Source organism: Microvirga sp. GN3 (genome assembly GCF_055792825.1).
Window position 1 is genome coordinate 1 of record NZ_JBVVAK010000145.1, and the last position, 18,617, is coordinate 18,617.

At 61.8% G+C, this 18,617-nt stretch carries 16 protein-coding genes and 1 tRNA gene; 2 read left to right on the plus strand and 15 right to left on the minus strand.

Annotated elements, in window-relative coordinates:
* The 4 genes from ACS5Q1_RS37960 to rpsL form a co-directional block, all read right to left on the minus strand.
* Positions 1-124 (minus strand): GTP-binding protein (locus tag ACS5Q1_RS37960; RefSeq protein WP_473103105.1); only part of this gene is annotated, 124 nt, incomplete at its 3' end.
* Positions 125-169: 45 nt separating this feature from the next.
* On the minus strand, positions 170-2,245 hold the full coding sequence (gene fusA, locus ACS5Q1_RS37965) for an elongation factor G (RefSeq protein WP_473103097.1): 2,076 nt from the start codon (positions 2,243-2,245) through the stop codon (positions 170-172).
* 19 nt (positions 2,246-2,264) lie between these two features.
* On the minus strand, positions 2,265-2,735 hold the full coding sequence (gene rpsG / locus ACS5Q1_RS37970) for a 30S ribosomal protein S7 (protein ID WP_036358330.1): 471 nt from the start codon (positions 2,733-2,735) through the stop codon (positions 2,265-2,267).
* 27 nt (positions 2,736-2,762) lie between these two features.
* The gene (gene rpsL, locus ACS5Q1_RS37975) at positions 2,763-3,134 is read right to left on the minus strand and encodes a 30S ribosomal protein S12 (protein WP_009764294.1); all 372 of its coding nucleotides are present in this window, start codon (positions 3,132-3,134) and stop codon (positions 2,763-2,765) included.
* A 515-nt stretch (positions 3,135-3,649) separates the two neighbouring features.
* On the opposite strand from rpsL, the gene ACS5Q1_RS37980 reads away from it, so the two are divergent.
* Positions 3,650-5,245 carry a glycosyltransferase family 4 protein gene (locus tag ACS5Q1_RS37980; protein ID WP_473103098.1) on the plus strand — a complete coding sequence of 532 codons (1,596 nt, stop codon included), beginning with the start codon at positions 3,650-3,652 and terminating at the stop codon, positions 5,243-5,245.
* Positions 5,246-5,328: 83 nt separating this feature from the next.
* On the opposite strand, the gene ACS5Q1_RS37985 is transcribed toward ACS5Q1_RS37980, so the two are convergent.
* The 5 genes from ACS5Q1_RS37985 to rplJ form a co-directional block, all read right to left on the minus strand.
* Complete coding sequence (locus ACS5Q1_RS37985) at positions 5,329-5,730, minus strand: ester cyclase (protein WP_473103099.1); 402 nt, start codon at positions 5,728-5,730, stop codon at positions 5,329-5,331.
* 169 nt (positions 5,731-5,899) lie between these two features.
* A complete protein-coding gene (gene rpoC / locus ACS5Q1_RS37990) occupies positions 5,900-10,075 on the minus strand; it encodes a DNA-directed RNA polymerase subunit beta' (protein WP_473103100.1) in 4,176 nt (1,391 codons plus the stop codon).
* A 110-nt stretch (positions 10,076-10,185) separates the two neighbouring features.
* On the minus strand, positions 10,186-14,316 hold the full coding sequence (gene rpoB, locus ACS5Q1_RS37995; RefSeq protein WP_473103101.1) for a DNA-directed RNA polymerase subunit beta: 4,131 nt from the start codon (positions 14,314-14,316) through the stop codon (positions 10,186-10,188).
* Positions 14,317-14,565: 249 nt separating this feature from the next.
* The gene (gene rplL / locus ACS5Q1_RS38000; protein WP_203443395.1) at positions 14,566-14,943 is read right to left on the minus strand and encodes a 50S ribosomal protein L7/L12; all 378 of its coding nucleotides are present in this window, start codon (positions 14,941-14,943) and stop codon (positions 14,566-14,568) included.
* 52 nt (positions 14,944-14,995) lie between these two features.
* Positions 14,996-15,514, minus strand: coding sequence for a 50S ribosomal protein L10 (gene rplJ / locus ACS5Q1_RS38005; RefSeq protein ID WP_036358320.1), 519 nt, complete (start codon positions 15,512-15,514; stop codon positions 14,996-14,998).
* 362 nt (positions 15,515-15,876) lie between these two features.
* Here rplJ and ACS5Q1_RS38010 point away from each other — a divergent pair, with 362 nt between their 5' ends.
* Positions 15,877-16,092 (plus strand): hypothetical protein, encoded by a 216-nt coding sequence (locus ACS5Q1_RS38010; protein ID WP_473103102.1) that lies wholly within the window; start codon positions 15,877-15,879, stop codon positions 16,090-16,092.
* Positions 16,093-16,126: 34 nt separating this feature from the next.
* On the opposite strand, the gene rplA is transcribed toward ACS5Q1_RS38010, so the two are convergent.
* The 6 genes from rplA to ACS5Q1_RS38040 form a co-directional block, all read right to left on the minus strand.
* Positions 16,127-16,828, minus strand: a complete 702-nt coding sequence (gene rplA, locus ACS5Q1_RS38015) for a 50S ribosomal protein L1 (protein ID WP_203444118.1) — start codon at positions 16,826-16,828, stop codon at positions 16,127-16,129.
* Between the two features lie 10 nt (positions 16,829-16,838).
* Complete coding sequence (gene rplK, locus ACS5Q1_RS38020) at positions 16,839-17,267, minus strand: 50S ribosomal protein L11 (RefSeq protein ID WP_152718393.1); 429 nt, start codon at positions 17,265-17,267, stop codon at positions 16,839-16,841.
* Positions 17,268-17,438: 171 nt separating this feature from the next.
* Positions 17,439-17,972, minus strand: coding sequence for a transcription termination/antitermination protein NusG (nusG, locus tag ACS5Q1_RS38025; protein WP_473103103.1), 534 nt, complete (start codon positions 17,970-17,972; stop codon positions 17,439-17,441).
* A 12-nt stretch (positions 17,973-17,984) separates the two neighbouring features.
* Positions 17,985-18,185 carry a preprotein translocase subunit SecE gene (secE, locus tag ACS5Q1_RS38030; protein WP_473103104.1) on the minus strand — a complete coding sequence of 67 codons (201 nt, stop codon included), beginning with the start codon at positions 18,183-18,185 and terminating at the stop codon, positions 17,985-17,987.
* 165 nt (positions 18,186-18,350) lie between these two features.
* Positions 18,351-18,424: transfer RNA gene (locus ACS5Q1_RS38035), tRNA-Trp, on the minus strand.
* A gap of 44 nt (positions 18,425-18,468) precedes the next feature.
* Positions 18,469-18,617, minus strand: a 149-nt coding sequence (locus tag ACS5Q1_RS38040) for an EF-Tu C-terminal domain-related protein (protein WP_473103106.1), incomplete at its 5' end; no start/stop codon positions are given.

Below are 18,617 nucleotides of genomic sequence, written 5' to 3' on the forward strand. Positions count from 1 at the left end.
CCCCGCCCGACTCCGCCAGAACCTTCGTGATCGCCGCCGTCAGAGACGTCTTGCCATGGTCCACGTGACCAATCGTCCCAATGTTGCAGTGCGGCTTTGTGCGCTCAAACTTTTCCTTCGCCATCGTGGCACCCGTTCCTTTGATCTTTCAAATATTCGCTTAGTGGGTTCAGGCGTATTTCGCCTGAACCTCGGCAGCCACGTTCGACGGCACCTGCTCGTAGTGGTCGAACTGCATGGTGTAGCTCGCACGCCCCTGGCTCATGCCGCGCAGGGTGTTGACGTAGCCGAACATGTTGGCGAGCGGGACCATCGCATTGATGACCACGGCATTGCCGCGCATGTCCTGACCCTGGATCTGGCCACGACGGGAGTTGAGATCACCGATCACCGAACCGGTGTAGTCCTCAGGAGTCGTGACTTCGACCTTCATCACCGGTTCGAGCAGAACCGATCCACCCTTCTGGAGGGCCTCACGGAGAGCAGCGCGAGAAGCGATTTCGAAGGCCAGGGCCGACGAGTCGACTTCGTGGAAGGCACCGTCGATGAGCTCGACCTTGAGGTCGACCACCGGGAAGCCGGCGACGACGCCAGCGCCCACGACCGACTGGAGGCCTTTTTCAACGCCCGGGATGTATTCCTTCGGAACCGCACCGCCGACGATCTTCGACTCGAAGGCGAAGCCTGCACCCTGCTCGTTCGGCTGAACGACGATCTTGACGCGAGCGAACTGCCCGGTACCGCCGGTCTGCTTCTTGTGGGTGTAGTCAACTTCAGCCTTCTTCGTGATCGTCTCACGATAGGCGACCTGCGGAGCGCCGATATTCGCATCGACCTTGTAGGTACGACGGAGAATGTCGACCTTAATGTCGAGGTGAAGTTCGCCCATGCCCTTCAGGATCGTCTGGCCCGACTCCTGGTCGGTGGAGACGCGGAAGGACGGATCCTCGGCAGCCAGCTTCGAGAGAGCCAGACCCAACTTTTCCTGGTCGGCCTTCGACTTCGGCTCGATCGCGATCTCGATGACGGGCTCAGGGAACTCCATACGCTCGAGGATGACGGCCTTGTTCGGATCGCAAAGCGTGTCGCCGGTGCGGACTTCCTTGAGGCCGGCCAGAGCGACGATATCGCCGGCATAGGCTTCCTTGATGTCCTCACGGTTGTTCGCATGCATGAGAAGCATGCGGCCAACGCGCTCTTTCTTGTCGCGAGACGAGTTGAGCAGCGTGTCGCCGGCGTTCACCTTGCCCGAATACACGCGGCAGAAGGTGATCGTGCCCACGAAGGGGTCGTCCATGATCTTGAACGCGAGCATGGAGAAGCCTTCTTCATCGGTCGGCTTACGGGTCGTCGGCTCTTCGGTCTTGAAGTCGATGCCCTGGATAGCCTCACGGTCTGCCGGGGACGGCAGGAAGTCCACGACCGCGTCGAGCAGGGGCTGAACACCCTTGTTCTTGAACGCGGAACCACAGAGCACCGGATGGAAGGCGCGACGCTGCACGGCCGTACGGATCAGACGACGGAGGGTCGCATCGTCGGGCTCCTGGCCTTCGAGGTAAGCAGCCAGAGCGTCATCGTCCATCTCGACAGCGGCTTCGACAAGCTTGGCGCGGTACTCGGCGGCCTGGTCCTTCAGGTCAGCCGGGATTTCGACCTCGTCGAAGCTGGCTCCGAGCGACTCGCCGGACCAGACCAGAGCCTTCATCTTGATCAGATCGACCATGCCCCGGAAGTCGCTCTCGGCGCCGATCGGGATCTGAAGGCAGACAGGCTTACCGGCGACGCGCTTCACGATATCGTCGACGCAGTTGAAGAAGTTCGCGCCGGTCTTGTCCATTTTGTTGACGAACACGACGCGGGGAACGTCATACTTGTCGGCCTGACGCCACACGGTCTCGGTCTGGGGCTCGACGCCCTGGTTGCCGTCGAGAACGCAGACGGCGCCGTCGAGCACGCGCAGCGAACGCTCGACTTCGATGGTGAAGTCGACGTGGCCGGGGGTGTCGATGATGTTCAGACGCTTGTTGTTCCAGAAGCAGGTGGTGGCAGCAGACGTGATCGTGATGCCACGCTCCTGCTCCTGCTCCATCCAGTCCATGGTGGCGGCACCTTCGTGCACTTCACCGATCTTGTGGGACTTACCGGTGTAGTACAGGATGCGCTCGGTCGTGGTGGTCTTGCCGGCATCGATGTGGGCCATGATGCCGAAATTACGGTAGTCCTCAATCGCGTGCGTGCGGGGCATCGCTCAGCTCCTCAGGCCGTTACCAGCGGTAGTGCGAGAACGCACGGTTGGCTTCCGCCATACGGTGGGTGTCTTCGCGCTTCTTGACGGCATTGCCGCGGTTGTTCGAGGCATCGAGCAGTTCGGCAGAGAGACGCTCGACCATGGTCTTGTCGTTGCGGCCGCGGGCGGCCTGAATGATCCAGCGGATCGCGAGAGCCTGACGGCGCTCGGCACGAACCTCGACCGGGACCTGGTAAGTCGCACCGCCGACGCGACGGGAACGGACTTCGATCGCCGGAGCGACGTTGTCGAGGGCCTGCTTGAAGACCTCGAGCGGGTTCGCCTTGGCGCGGCTCTCAATGCTGTCGAAGGCACCGTAGACGATGCTCTCGGCAGCGGACTTCTTGCCGTCGTACATGATGGAGTTCATGAACTTGGTGACGACGATATCCCCGAACTTCGGATCCGGGATAATCTCACGCTTTTCGGCGCTGTGGCGGCGGGACATGAGCTGACCTCAATGACAGTTGACGGCTTACTTCGGCCGCTTCGCGCCGTACTTCGAACGACGCTGCTTACGATTCTTCACGCCCTGGGTGTCGAGAACACCGCGGAGGATGTGGTAGCGGACACCCGGAAGGTCCTTCACGCGGCCGCCGCGGATCATGACCACGGAGTGCTCCTGAAGGTTGTGACCTTCGCCCGGGATGTACCCGATGACTTCAAATCCGTTCGTCAGGCGAACCTTGGCAACCTTACGGAGAGCCGAGTTCGGCTTCTTCGGGGTCGTCGTGTAGACGCGCGTGCACACGCCGCGCTTCTGCGGGCAGGCCTCAAGCGCGGGAACCTTATTCCGGCTCTTTTGCGCCGTCCGCGGCTTGCGGATCAGCTGAGAGATCGTTGGCATCCTGTGCCCTCTTTCACCAGCCACCGACGCGGTGGCCTTGCGAGTGTCTTCAACGGTTGAACACCGCACCTCGACGTTTCTGCGGACCTTTTCAGGTTGCACAAAACGAAGCCACGCCATTGACTTGGGTAAGCCCCTGGCGCGGTGCGATTGCAGAGGACCACAGCTTTCATCACCGCGGTCGTGCCCTAAATCTGACATTTGTCAGTCAAGGTTGAGTTCGGCAGCGTTTAGGTGGCATCGGTTGAAGCTAGGCGCTTCAACTGGCGAAAACCTACGGCCAGCCGGAAAGTCCGGTCTCTCTAGCGTCCGAGTCGTGGAAAGTCAACACTTTTCGGTAACGTTCCCGAAAGGCTCCTCTTCACTATCGGAATCTTCGCCGGCGTGTGCCCTGATATGGGCTTTCACTGGCGCGCAGGCAAGGTTATTTGGTAGCATAATCTGCAAGGACAGCTCCTTTGACCGCGGCGATTCATTTTGAGAACGAGGCGTACCAAGTGGCGCATGGGAAACCCATGGGCCGACATTTCGCAGGATACGGCTTCCTCTCGGCCTTCGCCCGGTACTCTTCGGGTGAGATAATCACCGGCTATGTACGCAATGCCAAAACCGGCGAGGATTTCTGTAGCTTTATCAAACAGTTTCGCCCCGACAGCATTCCGAACTACGTCGTAGCGGCCAAGGTTTCTGCGCTCAGACAGGTAGGCTGCCTTTTCACGCCAGGCCCCATCAACGCGGCTCAGGCCTGGCAGCGGGGGACCCACGGCTCGCGTGCCTGGAGCCTCTGTGGAGTGAACCATACTCTTTCCTCCGCTCGGGCCATGGACGGCCTGACGGAACTCCTGACCGCTCCGATCCAACCATGGGATGCCGTGATCTGCACTTCCACCGCCTCCCGCGAAGTCATCGAGAAGCTTTTTGCCCGTCAGGAAGAGTATTTGGCGAAGCGCCTCGGTGCCTCGCGTTTCGTCAGGCCGCAGCTTCCCGTGATTCCGCTCGGAGTCGATTGCGTCTCTCAAGCGGGACATTCCAGGCATAGGACGGAGGCCCGCGCAGCCCTTGGGATCGAGCCGAACGATTTCGTCATACTGTTTCTCGGCCGCCTGTCCTTCCATGCAAAGGCCAACCCGGCTCCCATGTATATCGCGCTGGAGCGCCTAGCCTCCCGGCATCGGGTCGTGCTGATCGAATGCGGATGGACCGCCAATAACCAAATCGCCCAAGCCCTGGCCGAGGCCCGTGCCAAGCTTTGTCCCTCGGCTCGTTCCCTCGTTCTGGACGGCCGCGAATCCGATGTCCGGACCCGGGCCTGGGCTGCAGCGGATATCTTCTGCTCCCTTTCCGACAACATCCAGGAAACCTTCGGTCTGACTCCCATCGAGGCCATGGCCGCCGGGCTGCCAGTGGTGGTGACCGATTGGGACGGCTACAAGGACACGGTCCGCAACGGGATCGACGGCTTCTCCATACCGACCCTTGCTGCACCATCGGGAGCCGGACAGCGCTTGGCGCTCCGCCATGCGCTGGAAGTCGACTCTTACGATTCCTATATCGCCCAAGCTTCGACGGCTGTGAGTGTCGATATCGACGCGACGGCCGGGGCCCTGGAGCGCCTCGCCTCGGATCCGGATCTGCGCCGCAGAATGGGCAAAAGCGGAGCGGCCCGGGCCCGAGAAGTCTTCGATTGGAAGGTCATCATCAAGGCTTATGAAGAACTTTGGCGCGAGCTTGCCGAGTTGCGTAGAGCCGGAGAGCCGTCATCGGACTCCCCTCAGCACACCTCAGGTTGCTGGCCCGCACGACCTGACCCGTTCGAGCTCTTCGCCAGCTTTCCGTCTGCAAGTCTGTCGCCCCGGCACGTGTTCATCCAGTCACCCGGCATTGACGAAGCCGAAGTCGTGGCGCGCCTTGCGCTGAAGATCGCAATGGTGAATGTCTTGCCGGATGTTTCGCCAGCGCTCCTGCTCGACCTATGGAAGCAGGTTGGCAATCAAGGAGCGACTACAAGGGACATTCTCCAACAGCGCCCAGACTCCGTTGCCACTCTCATCATCCGAAGCCTGCTCTTGCTGGCCAAGCTCGGACTCCTGCGGATTGCGGACCCGGCCTAACCCAACGGGCTCAAGGTAGCCGAACGCGGAGGCATTTGATGCGACATACCTTCGCCAGATCGCCTACGATGGAGAGTGATCGCCTATGTCGAAGGGCTCTGAAGCTGGGCTTCGATGGCTGCTTTGTCGATGACCGACCACACCTGCTCGATCTTCTCGCCCCGAAATCGGTAAAAGACGTTCTCGCTGAACGATACTCGCTTTCCGTTCACAGGGAGGCCAAGGAAGTTTCCTTTGGGCGTACAGTGGAAGAACAGCCGGCTCGCGACATGAGACGAGTCGGACATCAGCAGTTGAATGCCATAGTGAAGATCCGGAATCTCGCGAAAGTCTTTCTCCAGCATCTCGCGATAGCCTGAGATCCCGATCTGCCGACCGTTGTAGACGACATCCTCATGAACAAACCGCTCCAGCGTGAGCCAGTCCTGCTGGTTTAGGCAGGCGATGTAGCTGTGGTAGAGTTCGGACAGGTCGGTTTTCATCACTGCGATCGCTCCGAGCCTCCGAGGCCTGTGATGCAAGGGTGAGCAGGGTGGAATCTTGGAGTGGTGAAACGTGTTTCAAGCTGGATCTTTCGTTTCTCACGATGTGCCAGCGCTCATAAAAAAGGCCGCCCGGAGGCGGCCTTTTCGTTCTTAGCGGAAGTCTTCCAGCTTACTCGGCCGCCGGAGGCAGCTCGCTGACCTGAGCCTGGGACTCGGAGCGCTTCTGCTGCAGGATCAGTTCGTCGCGATGGGTCGCGACGGCTTTGACCTGAGCGGTCAGCGCACCGGTACCGGCCGGGATCAGGCTGCCGACGATGACGTTCTCCTTGAGACCTTCGAGGGTGTCGACCTTACCGTTGACCGCCGCCTCGGTGAGGACGCGGGTGGTCTCCTGGAAGGACGCCGCCGAGATGAAGGAGCGAGTCTGCAGCGAGGCCTTGGTGATACCGAGCAGAACCGGCACGCCTTCGGCGGGCTTCTTCTTCTCGGCCACGAGCCGCTCGTTGATCTCTTCGAACTCGAGGCGATCGACCTGCTCGCCGGTAAGCAGTTCGGAATCGCCGCCCTCGGTGATCTCGATCTTCTGCAGCATCTGGCGAACGATCACCTCGATATGCTTGTCGTTGATGAGCACGCCCTGGAGGCGGTAGACCTCCTGGATCTCGTTCACGAGGTAGGCTGCGAGCTCCTCAACGCCCTTGATCGCAAGGATGTCGTGCGGTGCCGGGTTGCCGTCGACGATGAAGTCGCCGACCTCGACCACGTCGCCGTCCTGCAGGTGAATATGCTTGCCCTTCGGGATCAGATACTCCACCGGCTCCGAGCCATCGTGCGGGTTCAACGTCAGGCGACGCTTGCTCTTGTAGTCGCGGCCGAACTGGATCGTGCCGGACTTCTCCGCAATGATGGCCGCGTCCTTCGGACGACGGGCCTCGAACAGCTCCGCCACGCGCGGCAGACCGCCCGTGATGTCGCGGGTCTTGGCGCTCTCGGTCGAGACACGAGCGAGGATATCGCCGGCTTTCACCTTCGAGCCCGGATCGGCTGCGAGGATTGCATCCACGGGCAGCAGATAGCGGGCGTCACCACCGCGGGCGACCTTGGCAACCTTGCCTCCGGCACCCTGGATGACCACTGCCGGACGCAGGTCAGCCGTACGCGGCGAACCGCGCCAGTCGATGACCACGCGCTTGGCGATACCGGTCGACTCATCCATCGACTCGATCATCGATGCGCCGTCGACGAGATCCTCGTAGCCCACCGTACCGTCGATCTCGGTAAGGATCGGACGGGAGTATGGATCCCACTCGGCGATACGCTGGCCGCGCTTGATCGTGTCGCCCTCGTCCACCTTCAGGCGGGAGCCGTATTGCAGGCGGTGAACCGCCCGCTCGGTACCGTCCGAGCCAATGATTACAACAGCCACGTTGCGGCCCATGACAACGAGGTCGCCATCGGAGTTCTTCGCAATGTTCTTGTTGCGGAAGCCGATCTTGCCTTCAAAGCTCGACTCGATGAAGGACGAGTCCGCGATCTGGGCCGCACCACCGATGTGGAAGGTACGCATGGTGAGCTGCGTGCCCGGCTCGCCGATGGACTGCGCCGCGATGACGCCGACTGCCTCGCCGTGGTTGACCGGGGTACCCCGGGCCAGGTCGCGGCCGTAGCAGGTGGCGCAGACGCCGTTCTTCGACTCGCAGACGAGCACGGAGCGGATCTTCACCTCCTGGATACCGGCCGCACCGATGGCCTCGAGATGATGCTCCTCGATCATCGTGCCCTTCGGAACGATGACGGTGCCGTCCTGGGCGACCAGGTCCTCCGCCGTCGAGCGGCCGAGGATGCGGGAAGCCAGCGACGCGACCACCTGGCCGGCATCGATGATGGCACGCATCTTGATGCCCCTCTCGGTGCCGCAATCCGGCTCACGGATGACCGCATCCTGCGCCACGTCGACGAGGCGGCGGGTCAGGTAACCCGAGTTCGCCGTCTTGAGCGCGGTGTCGGCCAGACCCTTACGGGCGCCGTGGGTCGAGTTGAAGTACTCGAGAACGTCGAGGCCTTCCTTGAAGTTCGAGATGATCGGCGTCTCGATGATCTCGCCCGACGGCTTGGCCATGAGGCCGCGCATGGCCGCGAGCTGCTTCATCTGAGCCGGCGAACCACGAGCACCCGAGTGGGACATCATGTAGATCGAGTTGACCGGCTTGTCGCGGCCCTGATCGTCCTTCTGAACCGTGGAGATACGGTTCATCATCTCGGCCGCGAGACGGTCGGAGCACTTCGCCCAGGCGTCGACAACCTTGTTGTACTTCTCGCCCTGGGTGATGAGGCCGTCCTGGTACTGCTGCTCGTAGTCCTTCGCGAGGGCACGAGTCTCCTCGACGATCTCCCACTTGTTCTCCGGGATCACCATGTCGTCCTTGCCGAACGAGATGCCGGCGCGGAACGCATTGTAGAAACCGAGGCCCATGATGCGATCGCAGAAGATGACCGATTCCTTCTGACCGCAATGCCGGTAGACAGCATCGATCATGTTGGAGATCTCCTTCTTCGTCATGAGCTTGTTCACGACGTCGAAGGGGAGCATCGGGTGCTTCGGCAGAAGGCGCGAGAGCATTACGCGGCCAGCCGTGGTGTCGACGATCTTCGACACCGGCTTGCCGTCCTCGCCGAGGCCTTCCCAGCGATAGCGGATCTTCGTGTGGAGCGTGATGACCTTCTCGTTCAGGGCATGCTCGATCTCGCCCATGTCAGCGAAGGCCTTGCCCTGGCCGGGCTGGCCGTCGGAGACGATGGAGAGATAGTAAAGTCCCAGAACGATGTCCTGCGACGGCACGATGATCGGCTGACCGTTGGCCGGGTGCAGGATGTTGTTCGTCGACATCATCAGCACACGGGCTTCAAGCTGAGCCTCGAGCGAGAGCGGCACGTGAACAGCCATCTGGTCACCGTCGAAGTCTGCGTTGAACGCGGCGCAGACGAGCGGGTGCAGCTGGATTGCCTTGCCCTCGATCAAGGTGGGCTCGAAGGCCTGGATGCCGAGGCGGTGGAGCGTCGGAGCGCGGTTCAGGAGCACCGGATGCTCGCGAATAACCTCGTCCAGGATATCCCAGACTTCCGGCTTTTCCTTCTCGACGAGCTTCTTCGCCTGCTTGACGGTGGCGGACAGGCCGCGCGCGTCGAGCTTGGCATAGATGAACGGCTTGAACAGCTCGAGCGCCATCTTCTTCGGCAGGCCGCACTGGTGCAGCTTGAGCTCCGGACCGACCACGATGACCGAGCGGCCCGAGTAGTCGACGCGCTTGCCGAGCAGGTTCTGGCGGAAGCGGCCCTGCTTGCCCTTCAGCATGTCGGCGAGCGACTTCAGCGGGCGCTTGTTGGCGCCTGTGATGACGCGGCCGCGGCGGCCGTTGTCGAACAGGGCGTCGACGGCCTCCTGGAGCATGCGCTTCTCATTGCGGACGATGATGTCCGGCGCACGCAGCTCCATCAGGCGCTTCAGGCGGTTGTTACGGTTGATGACGCGGCGGTAGAGATCGTTCAGGTCAGACGTCGCGAACCGGCCGCCATCGAGCGGCACGAGCGGACGCAGATCCGGCGGGATCACCGGAACGACCGTCATGATCATCCATTCCGGCTTGTTGCCCGACTGGACGAAGGCTTCGATGATCTTGAGGCGCTTCATGAGCTTCTTGGGCTTCAGCTCGGACGTGGTGACCGCGATCTCCTCGCGGATCTCCTGCGCGGTCTTCTCCAGGTCGAGTTCCTGCAGGATCCGGCGGATCGCTTCCGCGCCGATCATGGCCGTGAAGCTATCCTCGCCGTACTCGTCCTGAGCACGGATGTACTCCTCCTCGGTGAGGAGCTGACGGTCCTTCATGGGCGTCAGGCCTGCATCGACGATGATGTAGGATTCGAAATAGAGGATGCGCTCCAGATCCTTCAGGGTCATGTCGAGCAGCAGACCGATGCGGCTCGGCAGGGACTTCAGGAACCAGATGTGAGCGACGGGCGCGGCGAGCTCGATATGGCCCATGCGGTCGCGACGGACGCGGGCCAGCGTCACCTCGACGCCGCACTTCTCGCAGATCACACCCTTGTACTTCATGCGCTTGTACTTGCCGCACAGGCACTCGTAGTCCTTGATGGGACCGAAGATGCGCGCGCAGAACAAGCCGTCACGCTCTGGCTTGAACGTACGGTAGTTGATGGTCTCCGGCTTCTTGATCTCGCCGTAGGACCAGGACAGAATCTTCTCAGGGCTCGCGATCGAGATCTTGATCTGATCGAAGCTCTGCGGCTGGGCCGTCTGGTTGAAGAGATTCATGACCTCTTGATTCATCGCCGTCTCCTGGGCTGAAGGGCGCTCACATAAGCACCCTCACCGGCAATTGCATGGGGCCGCGGCATCAGAGCCGCGGCCGAACGTCAAACTTGAAGCGCTTGAGGCGCTTACTCGGCGGCCTCGGACGGAGGCAGTTGCCCCGGCTCGTTGGCAGCCTTCTTAGAATTGGTCAGCTCCACGTTGAGGCCGAGCGAACGCATTTCCTTCACGAGAACGTTGAAGCTCTCCGGAATGCCCGACTCGAAGGTGTCGTCGCCGCGAACGATGGCCTCGTAGACCTTCGTACGGCCGGCCACGTCGTCCGACTTGACCGTGAGCATTTCCTGCAAGGTGTAGGCGGCGCCGTAAGCCTCCAGAGCCCAAACCTCCATTTCGCCGAAGCGCTGGCCGCCGAACTGGGCCTTACCGCCCAGCGGCTGCTGGGTGACGAGGCTGTAGGGGCCGATGGAGCGGGCGTGGATCTTGTCGTCCACGAGGTGGTGGAGCTTCAGCATGTAGATGTAGCCCACGGTCACCTTGCGGTCGAACGCCTCGCCGGTCTTGCCGTCATAGAGCGTGACCTGACCCGAGGGGTTCAGGCCGGCCTTCTCAAGCATGGCCTCGATGTCCGCTTCCTTCGCACCGTCGAAGACGGGCGTGGCGAACGGAACGCCGCGACGCAGCTTGTTGCCGAGCTCGACGAGCTCCTCGTCCGAAGCCTGCTCGATCTCAGGCAGATTGCCGTAGATCGACACGAGCTGCTCACGAAGTGCGTTGGACTTGCCCGACTTCATGTAGGCATCGACCGCCTGGGCGACCTGCTTGCCGAGACCGGCAGCAGCCCATCCCAGGTGCGTCTCGAGGATCTGACCCACGTTCATGCGGCTCGGCACGCCGAGCGGGTTGAGCACGATATCCGCATGAGTGCCGTCCTCAAGGAACGGCATGTCCTCGATCGGAACGATGCGCGACACGACACCCTTGTTGCCGTGACGGCCGGCCATCTTGTCGCCTGGCTGGATCTTGCGCTTCACGGCCACGAAGACCTTGACCATCTTCATGACGCCGGGAGGAAGCTCGTCGCCGCGCTGCAGCTTCTCGACTTTGTCGAGGAAGCGCTGCTCAAGGCGCTTCTTCGACTCGTCGTATTGCTTCTGCATGGCCTCGATCTCGGTCATCAGAGCATCGTCTTCGACCGCGAACTGCCACCACTGCGACCGCGGGAACTCGTTGAGGAGCTCGCGGGTGATCTTCGCGTCCTTCTTGTAGCCCTTCGGGCCCGCAACGCCGCTCTTGCCGGAGAGGATCTCGGCCAGACGCGCATAGGTGTTGCGGTCGAGGATCGCCTGCTCGTCGTCGCGGTCCTTCGCGAGACGCTCGATTTCCTCACGCTCGATGGCCTGGGCACGCTCGTCCTTGTCGACGCCGTGACGGTTGAAGACACGGACTTCGACGATGGTGCCGGTCACGCCCGGAGGCACGCGCAGCGAGGTGTCGCGAACGTCGGAGGCCTTCTCGCCGAAGATGGCGCGCAGAAGCTTCTCTTCCGGCGTCATCGGGCTTTCGCCCTTCGGCGTGATCTTGCCGACGAGGATGTCGCCCGCATGGACCTCGGCGCCGATATAGACGATGCCGGCTTCGTCGAGGTTCTTCAGCGCCTCTTCCGACACGTTCGGAATGTCGCGCGTGATTTCCTCAGGACCGAGCTTCGTGTCGCGGGCCATCACTTCGAATTCCTCGATGTGGATCGAGGTGAAGACATCTTCCTTCACGATCCGCTCGGAGAGCAGGATCGAGTCTTCGAAGTTGTAGCCGTTCCACGGCATGAACGCGACGAGCACGTTCCGGCCGAGCGCCAGCTCGCCATACTCGGTCGACGGACCGTCGGCGATGATGTCGCCCTTGCGCACGAGGTCGCCGGCGCGCACCAGCGGCTTCTGCGTGATACAGGTCGACTGGTTGGAGCGCTGGAACTTCTGCAGGCGGTAGATGTCGACGCCCGGACGGGTCGGATCCGTGTTCTCCGTCGCGCGGATAACGATACGGGTCGCGTCCACTTGGTCGACGATGCCGGTGCGGCGGGCCGCAATGGCGGCACCCGAGTCACGGGCCACGACCGCTTCCATGCCGGTGCCGACAAACGGAGCGTCCGCCTGAACCAGAGGCACGGCCTGACGCTGCATGTTCGAGCCCATGAGAGCGCGGTTCGCGTCGTCGTTCTCGAGGAACGGGATGAGCGCGGCAGCGACCGACACGAGCTGCTTCGGCGACACTTCCATCAGGTCCACGCGATCGGGAGCCACGACGATGTTTTCACCGGCGCGGCGGCAGATCACGAGCTCTTCCGTCAGGGTGCCCTGGGCATCCAGTGGCGAGTTGGCCTGGGCGATGTTGTACTTCGCCTCTTCCATGGCGGAGAGGTAGATCACCTCGTCCGTCACGCGGCTTTCGCGCACGCGGCGGAACGGCGTCTCGATGAAGCCGTACTTGTTGACGCGGGCGAAGGTGGCCAGCGAGTTGATCAGACCGATGTTCGGGCCTTCCGGCGTCTCGATCGGGCAGATGCGGCCATAGTGCGTCGGGTGCACGTCGCGCACCTCGAAGCCGGCGCGCTCGCGGGTGAGACCGCCCGGGCCGAGGGCCGAGAGGCGACGCTTGTGCGTGACTTCCGAGAGCGGGTTCGTCTGGTCCATGAACTGCGAGAGCTGCGAGGAACCGAAGAACTCGCGCACGGCGGCAGCGGCAGGCTTCGCGTTGATCAGGTCCTGCGGCATGACGGTGTCTATATCGACCGACGACATGCGCTCTTTGATCGCGCGCTCCATGCGGAGCAGGCCAAGACGGTACTGGTTCTCCATGAGCTCGCCGACAGAACGCACGCGGCGGTTGCCGAGGTGATCGATATCGTCGATCTCGCCCTTGCCGTCGCGCAGATCCACGAGCGCCTTCGTCACCGCGAGGATGTCCTCACGGCGCAGCGTGCGCACGGTGTCCTCGGCGTCGAGGTCGAGGCGCATGTTCATCTTCACGCGACCGACTGCCGAGAGATCGTAGCGCTCGGCGTCGAAGAACAGCGAGTTGAACATCGCTTCCGCCGTCTCGAGGATCGGCGGCTCGCCCGGGCGCATGACGCGATAGATGTCGAACAGCGCATCCTCGCGAGAGGAAGCCTTGTCGATGGCGAGCGTGTTGCGGATATAGGGGCCAACCGTGACGTGATCGATGTCGAGAACCGGGATCTCAGTGAAACCGGCCTCTTCCAGACCCTTCAGCAGCTTCTCGGTGATCTCGTCGCCCGCCTCGGCATAGATCTCGCCGGTCTTGGGATTCACGAGGTCTTCCCCGATGTACTGGCCGTAGAGGTCCTCATCGGTCGCGCGCAGGTTCTTGAGACCCTTCTCGGCGAGCTGGCGGGCGGCACGCGCGGTCAGCTTCTTGCCGGCCTCGAGCACGATCTCGCCGGACTTGGCATCGATCAGGTCGACGGAGGCCTTGAAGCCCTTCATGCGCTCAGCATCGAACGGCACGGACCAGGCATCACCGTCCCGTGTATAGGCGATGTGGTTGTAAAAGGTGTTGAGGATCTCCTCGCCATCGAGGCCGAGAGCGTAGAGCAGCGATGTGGCCGGGATCTTACGCTTGCGGTCGATACGCGCGTAGACGATGTCCTTGGCGTCGAACTCGATGTCCAGCCAGGAACCGCGATACGGGATGATGCGGGCGGCGAACAGCAGCTTGCCCGAGGAGTGCGTCTTGCCCTTGTCGTGGTCGAAGAACACGCCCGGTGAACGGTGCATCTGGGAGACGATGACGCGCTCGGTGCCGTTCACGATGAAGGTGCCATTGTCCGTCATGAGCGGCATGTCGCCCATGTAAACGTCCTGCTCCTTGATGTCCTTCACGGAGCGGGCGCCGGTATCCGGGTCCACATCGAACACGATGAGGCGCAGCGTCACTTTCAGCGGCGCAGCGAAGGTCATGCCCCGCTGACGGCACTCGTCGACGTCGTATTTCGGCGACTCGAACGTGTACTTCACGAACTCGAGCAGGGCAGTATTAGAAAAGTCCGAAATCGGGAAAACCGATTTGAAGACGGCTTGCAAGCCCTCTTCCGGCCGGCCGCCCTTTGGCTCTTCGACCATCAGGAACTGGTCGTAGGATGCCTTCTGAACCTCGATCAGGTTCGGCATCTCCGCCACTTCCTTGATTTTCCCGAAGAACTTGCGAATGCGCTTCCGGCCGATCAGTGTGTTGGCCATCTGGACCTCGTTCCTCATACACGGCTAATCGAGAACCCCGTAAGATCAGGCCCCTCGATTAGCCGCCCGGCGGCTCAATCCGCCCGCTAACCGCAAGAATTCAGGTCCGTTCCCAGACCCTCTGGTGTGCCATCAAGAAGCTTGGCCTCTTTGACGACACAACGGCCCCAGGCAAAAACGCCTGAGACCGCGTGTTGTTTGAGCCCCGATTGCTCGGGGGTAACCTCACGGCCCTGATGGGCCGCAAAATTACTTAAGCTCGACCTTGGCGCCGACCTTCTCGAGGGTCGCCTTGATCTTCTCGGCTTCGTCCTTGGAAGCGCCTTCCTTAACGGTCTTCGGCGCGCCTTCGACGAGGTCCTTAGCTTCCTTCAGGCCCAGACCCGTGATGCCACGGACCTCCTTAATCACTTCGATCTTCTTGTCGCCGGCCGCAGCCAGGACGACCGTGAACTCGGTCTGCTCTTCAGCAGGAGCAGCGCCGGCACCAGCGCCAGGAGCAGCAGCGACGGCAACGGCCGCAGCAGCGGAAACGCCCCACTTCTCTTCGAGCATCTTCGAGAGCTCGGCAGCCTCGAGAACGGTCAGCGACGAAAGATCATCAACGAGCTTGGCAAGATCAGCCATTTTTTAGATCCTTAAGTTCAGTTCGAACGGTTTGATGGTTGAGGTTACGGCCTCACGCCGCTTCGCCTGTCTTGGCATAGGCCCCGAATACGCGGGCGAGCTTCGCCGCCGGCGCAGTGCTGAGCTGAGCGATCTTGGTAGCCGGAGCCTGGATAAGGCCGACCAGCTTGCCGCGCAGTTCATCAAGGGACGGCAGAGTGGCAAGCGCCTTCACTCCGTCCACGTTCAGGGCGGTCGTGCCCATTGCTCCGCCGAGGATCACGAGCTTGTCGTTAGCCTTGGCGAAATCAACAGCGACCTTGGGCGCCGCGACCGGATCGTTTGAATAAGCGATCAGGGTCGGACCTTTCATAAGGCCCGAAATGGACGCGACGTCCTTGCCTTCGAGAGCGATTTTGGCGAGGCTGTTTTTTGCGACCTTCACGGTGGCACCGGCCTGCTTCATCTGCGCGCGCAGCTTCTGCATATCGGCGACCGTGAGACCAGCATAGTGGGCGACGACGACAACGCTCGTGGTGCTAAACACGTCGTTGAGAGTCGAGACGAGCTCGCGCTTTGCTGCTCTTTCCACTGGGCTCTCTCCGGTTGGCGGAAATGTCCGCCGGTTGCATTTGCCGCTCAAGGCCCGGACTTGCATCCGAGGCATCTTGAACGACGCTCTCGCAAGCCCTGTCCCCCAAATGACGCCTGGCGGCGCACCGGGTGAGATGGTTCGAACCGACTCTCTTCGCCTGCGTTAACAGGCACAAAACTCGGCTTCCCCGTCTATGCAGGCCCTTTCGAATTAAACTGGCAAGCCAGCACCTGCAGTCTCGGACAGGACATAGCCGGAACGCGCCAAAGGTTGCCCCTTGGCTCGCCGGCTTGTCACCGCCCCGTCTCCGGGACGGATTCGCAGCCAGAAGCACGCGCAAAAAAGCGGAGCCTCGGCTTATGTTGGAAACTCAAAGCGTTCTATTAAGCCTTTCTGAAGCATTTGCCAAGAGGCTTTTTGCCGGACCTGCCGCACAAATTGACGATACGTTATTTCGCCAACTTGGCGCTATCCCTGCCCTGGCCAACACCGTCGCAGAAAGGACCGCTTGCAACAATGTGATGACGACAAGCTTCACATTCAAGAGCCCACACAACGAAAAAGCCCGGCACTGAGCCGGGCTTTCCCAAGTCTTGGCAATTGGGCCGATTAGCCGCCGATCACCGAGGAGGGATCGACCTTCACGCCCGGGCCCATCGTCGAGGAGATCGCGACGCGCTGGATGTAGGTGCCCTTGGCGCCGGTGGGCTTCGCCTTGGAGACGGCATCGGCGAAAGCCTTGATGTTCTCCACCAGCTTGCCCTCGTCGAAGGAGGCCTTGCCGATACCGGCATGGACGATACCAGCCTTCTCGACGCGGAACTCGACGGCGCCGCCCTTGGCAGCCTCGACAGCACCCTTCACGTCCATGGTGACCGTTCCCACCTTCGGGTTCGGCATCAGGCCGCGCGGGCCGAGAACCTTACCGAGACGGCCGACGAGCGGCATCATGTCCGGGGTGGCAATGCAGCGGTCGAAGTCGATCGTGCCGCCGTTGACGACTTCGAAGAGCTCCTCGGCTCCGACCACGTCGGCACCGGCAGCCTTGGCCTCGTCAGCCTTGGCGCCACGGGCGAAGACGGCAACGCGGACCGTACGGCCGGAGCCGTTCGGCAGGTTGCAGACGCCGCGGACCATCTGGTCGGCGTGACGGGGATCGACGCCGAGGTTCATCGAGACCTCGATGGTCTCATCGAACTTCGCCTTGGCGCGTTCCTTGATCAGCTTCACCGCGTCCTGGATCGGGTAGAGCTTGGTGACCTCGATGCCCTCGCGGGCGGCGCGGATGCGCTTACCTTCCTTAACAGCCATCATGCCCTCCTTACGCCACTTCCATGCCCATCGAGCGCGCGGAGCCCTCGATCATGGCCATGGCGGATTCAACGGTGTCGCAGTTGAGATCGACCATCTTCTTCTCGGCGATCTCGCGGATCTGGTCGCGGGTCACGCGGCCGACATTGCCGCCCTTGCCGGGGGTCTGCGAACCCTTGTCGATCTTCGCGGCTTTCTTGAGCCAGTACGAGACCGGGGGCTGCTTCATTTCGAAGGTGAAGGAACGATCCTGATACGCGGTGATGATCACCGGGATCGGGGTACCCTTCTCCATCTGCGAGGTCTTCGCGTTGAAGGCCTTGCAGAATTCCATGATGTTCAGGCCGCGCTGACCGAGCGCCGGACCGATCGGCGGCGAAGGGTTGGCCGCGCCTGCGGGCACTTGAAGCTTAACGTAGCCCGAGATTTTCTTTGCCATAGGACTGCTCCCAATGGACCAACCGCCCGGCGCCAACCGAGCGGAATGGCAGTTGCAGATCGCGGTGCAGCCTGAAGCTCCCGGTTGGCGACCGGGCAGACCTCCCGCGGATGAAAGCCCCTCTTAAGGGGCCCGGAAAGCGCTACCGGAAAGGCACCACTTCCCTACCGATCAGATCTTTTCGACCTGAGCGTACTCGAGTTCGACCGGCGTCGCGCGACCGAAGATGGACACCGCCACCTTGAGGCGGGCCCGGGCGTCGTCGACTTCCTCGACGACGCCGTTGAACGAGGCGAACGGACCGTCGGAAACACGGACCTGCTCGCCGACCTCGAAGCTGACGGACGGCTTCGGGTGATCGACACCCTCGGCGACCTGGCCCTTGATCCGCTCGGCTTCCCGATCCGGGATCGGAACCGGCTTGGACTTGTCGGCGCCCAGGAAGCCCGTCACCTTGGGCGTATTCTTGATGAGGTGGTAAACCTCGTCGGTCAGGTCGCACTTCACCAGGACATAGCCCGGAAAGAACTTGCGTTCGGTATCGACCTTGCGGCCGCGGCGCACTTCGACGACCTTCTCGGTCGGGACCATGACCTCGTCGAACTTGTCTTCCAGGCCGCGCTGCGCCGCCTGATCCTTGATCGACTGGGCGACCTTGTTCTCGAAATTCGAATAGGCGTGGACGATGTACCAACGCTTCGTCATTGCATCCACCCCTTAACCAGCAAGCCCAAGGATCACCGAGCGGACACCCCAGCCGATCGCCTGATCGACGACCAGAAAGAACAGGCTGGCAACCACCACCATCACGAACACCATGGCGGTCGTGATCATGGTCTCCTTGCGCGTCGGCCAGGTCACCTTCGCGGCTTCCGAGCGGACCTGCTGTATGAAATCGAACGGGTTCGTCTTCGCCATTTTGCTTGCGTCCACAGGCTTTGAAGCCACCGCGAACGTCCTCTAAGGGCACGCTTGAGCCCAAATTGAAGGGGCGCGAGGCTACTTTCCGAGCCTCGCGCCACCTGTTCAAACCATCAGTGGGGCGCTCTGTAAACCAAAACGCCTACTTTGTCGACCCGCCGGCAGGAGTGGAGGGACTCGAACCCCCAACCCCCGGTTTTGGAGACCGGTGCTCTAGCCGATTGAGCTACACTCCTGCGAGCGGGTCGATAGGTGACGGCGAACCGCCACCCAGGTCATTTTAATCCATCACGGCGGCGACGACACCGGCGCCGACGGTACGGCCGCCTTCGCGGATGGCGAAGCGCAGCTTCTCTTCCATGGCGATCGGCGCAATCAGCTCGACTTCCATCGTGATGTTGTCGCCCGGCATCACCATCTCGGTGCCCT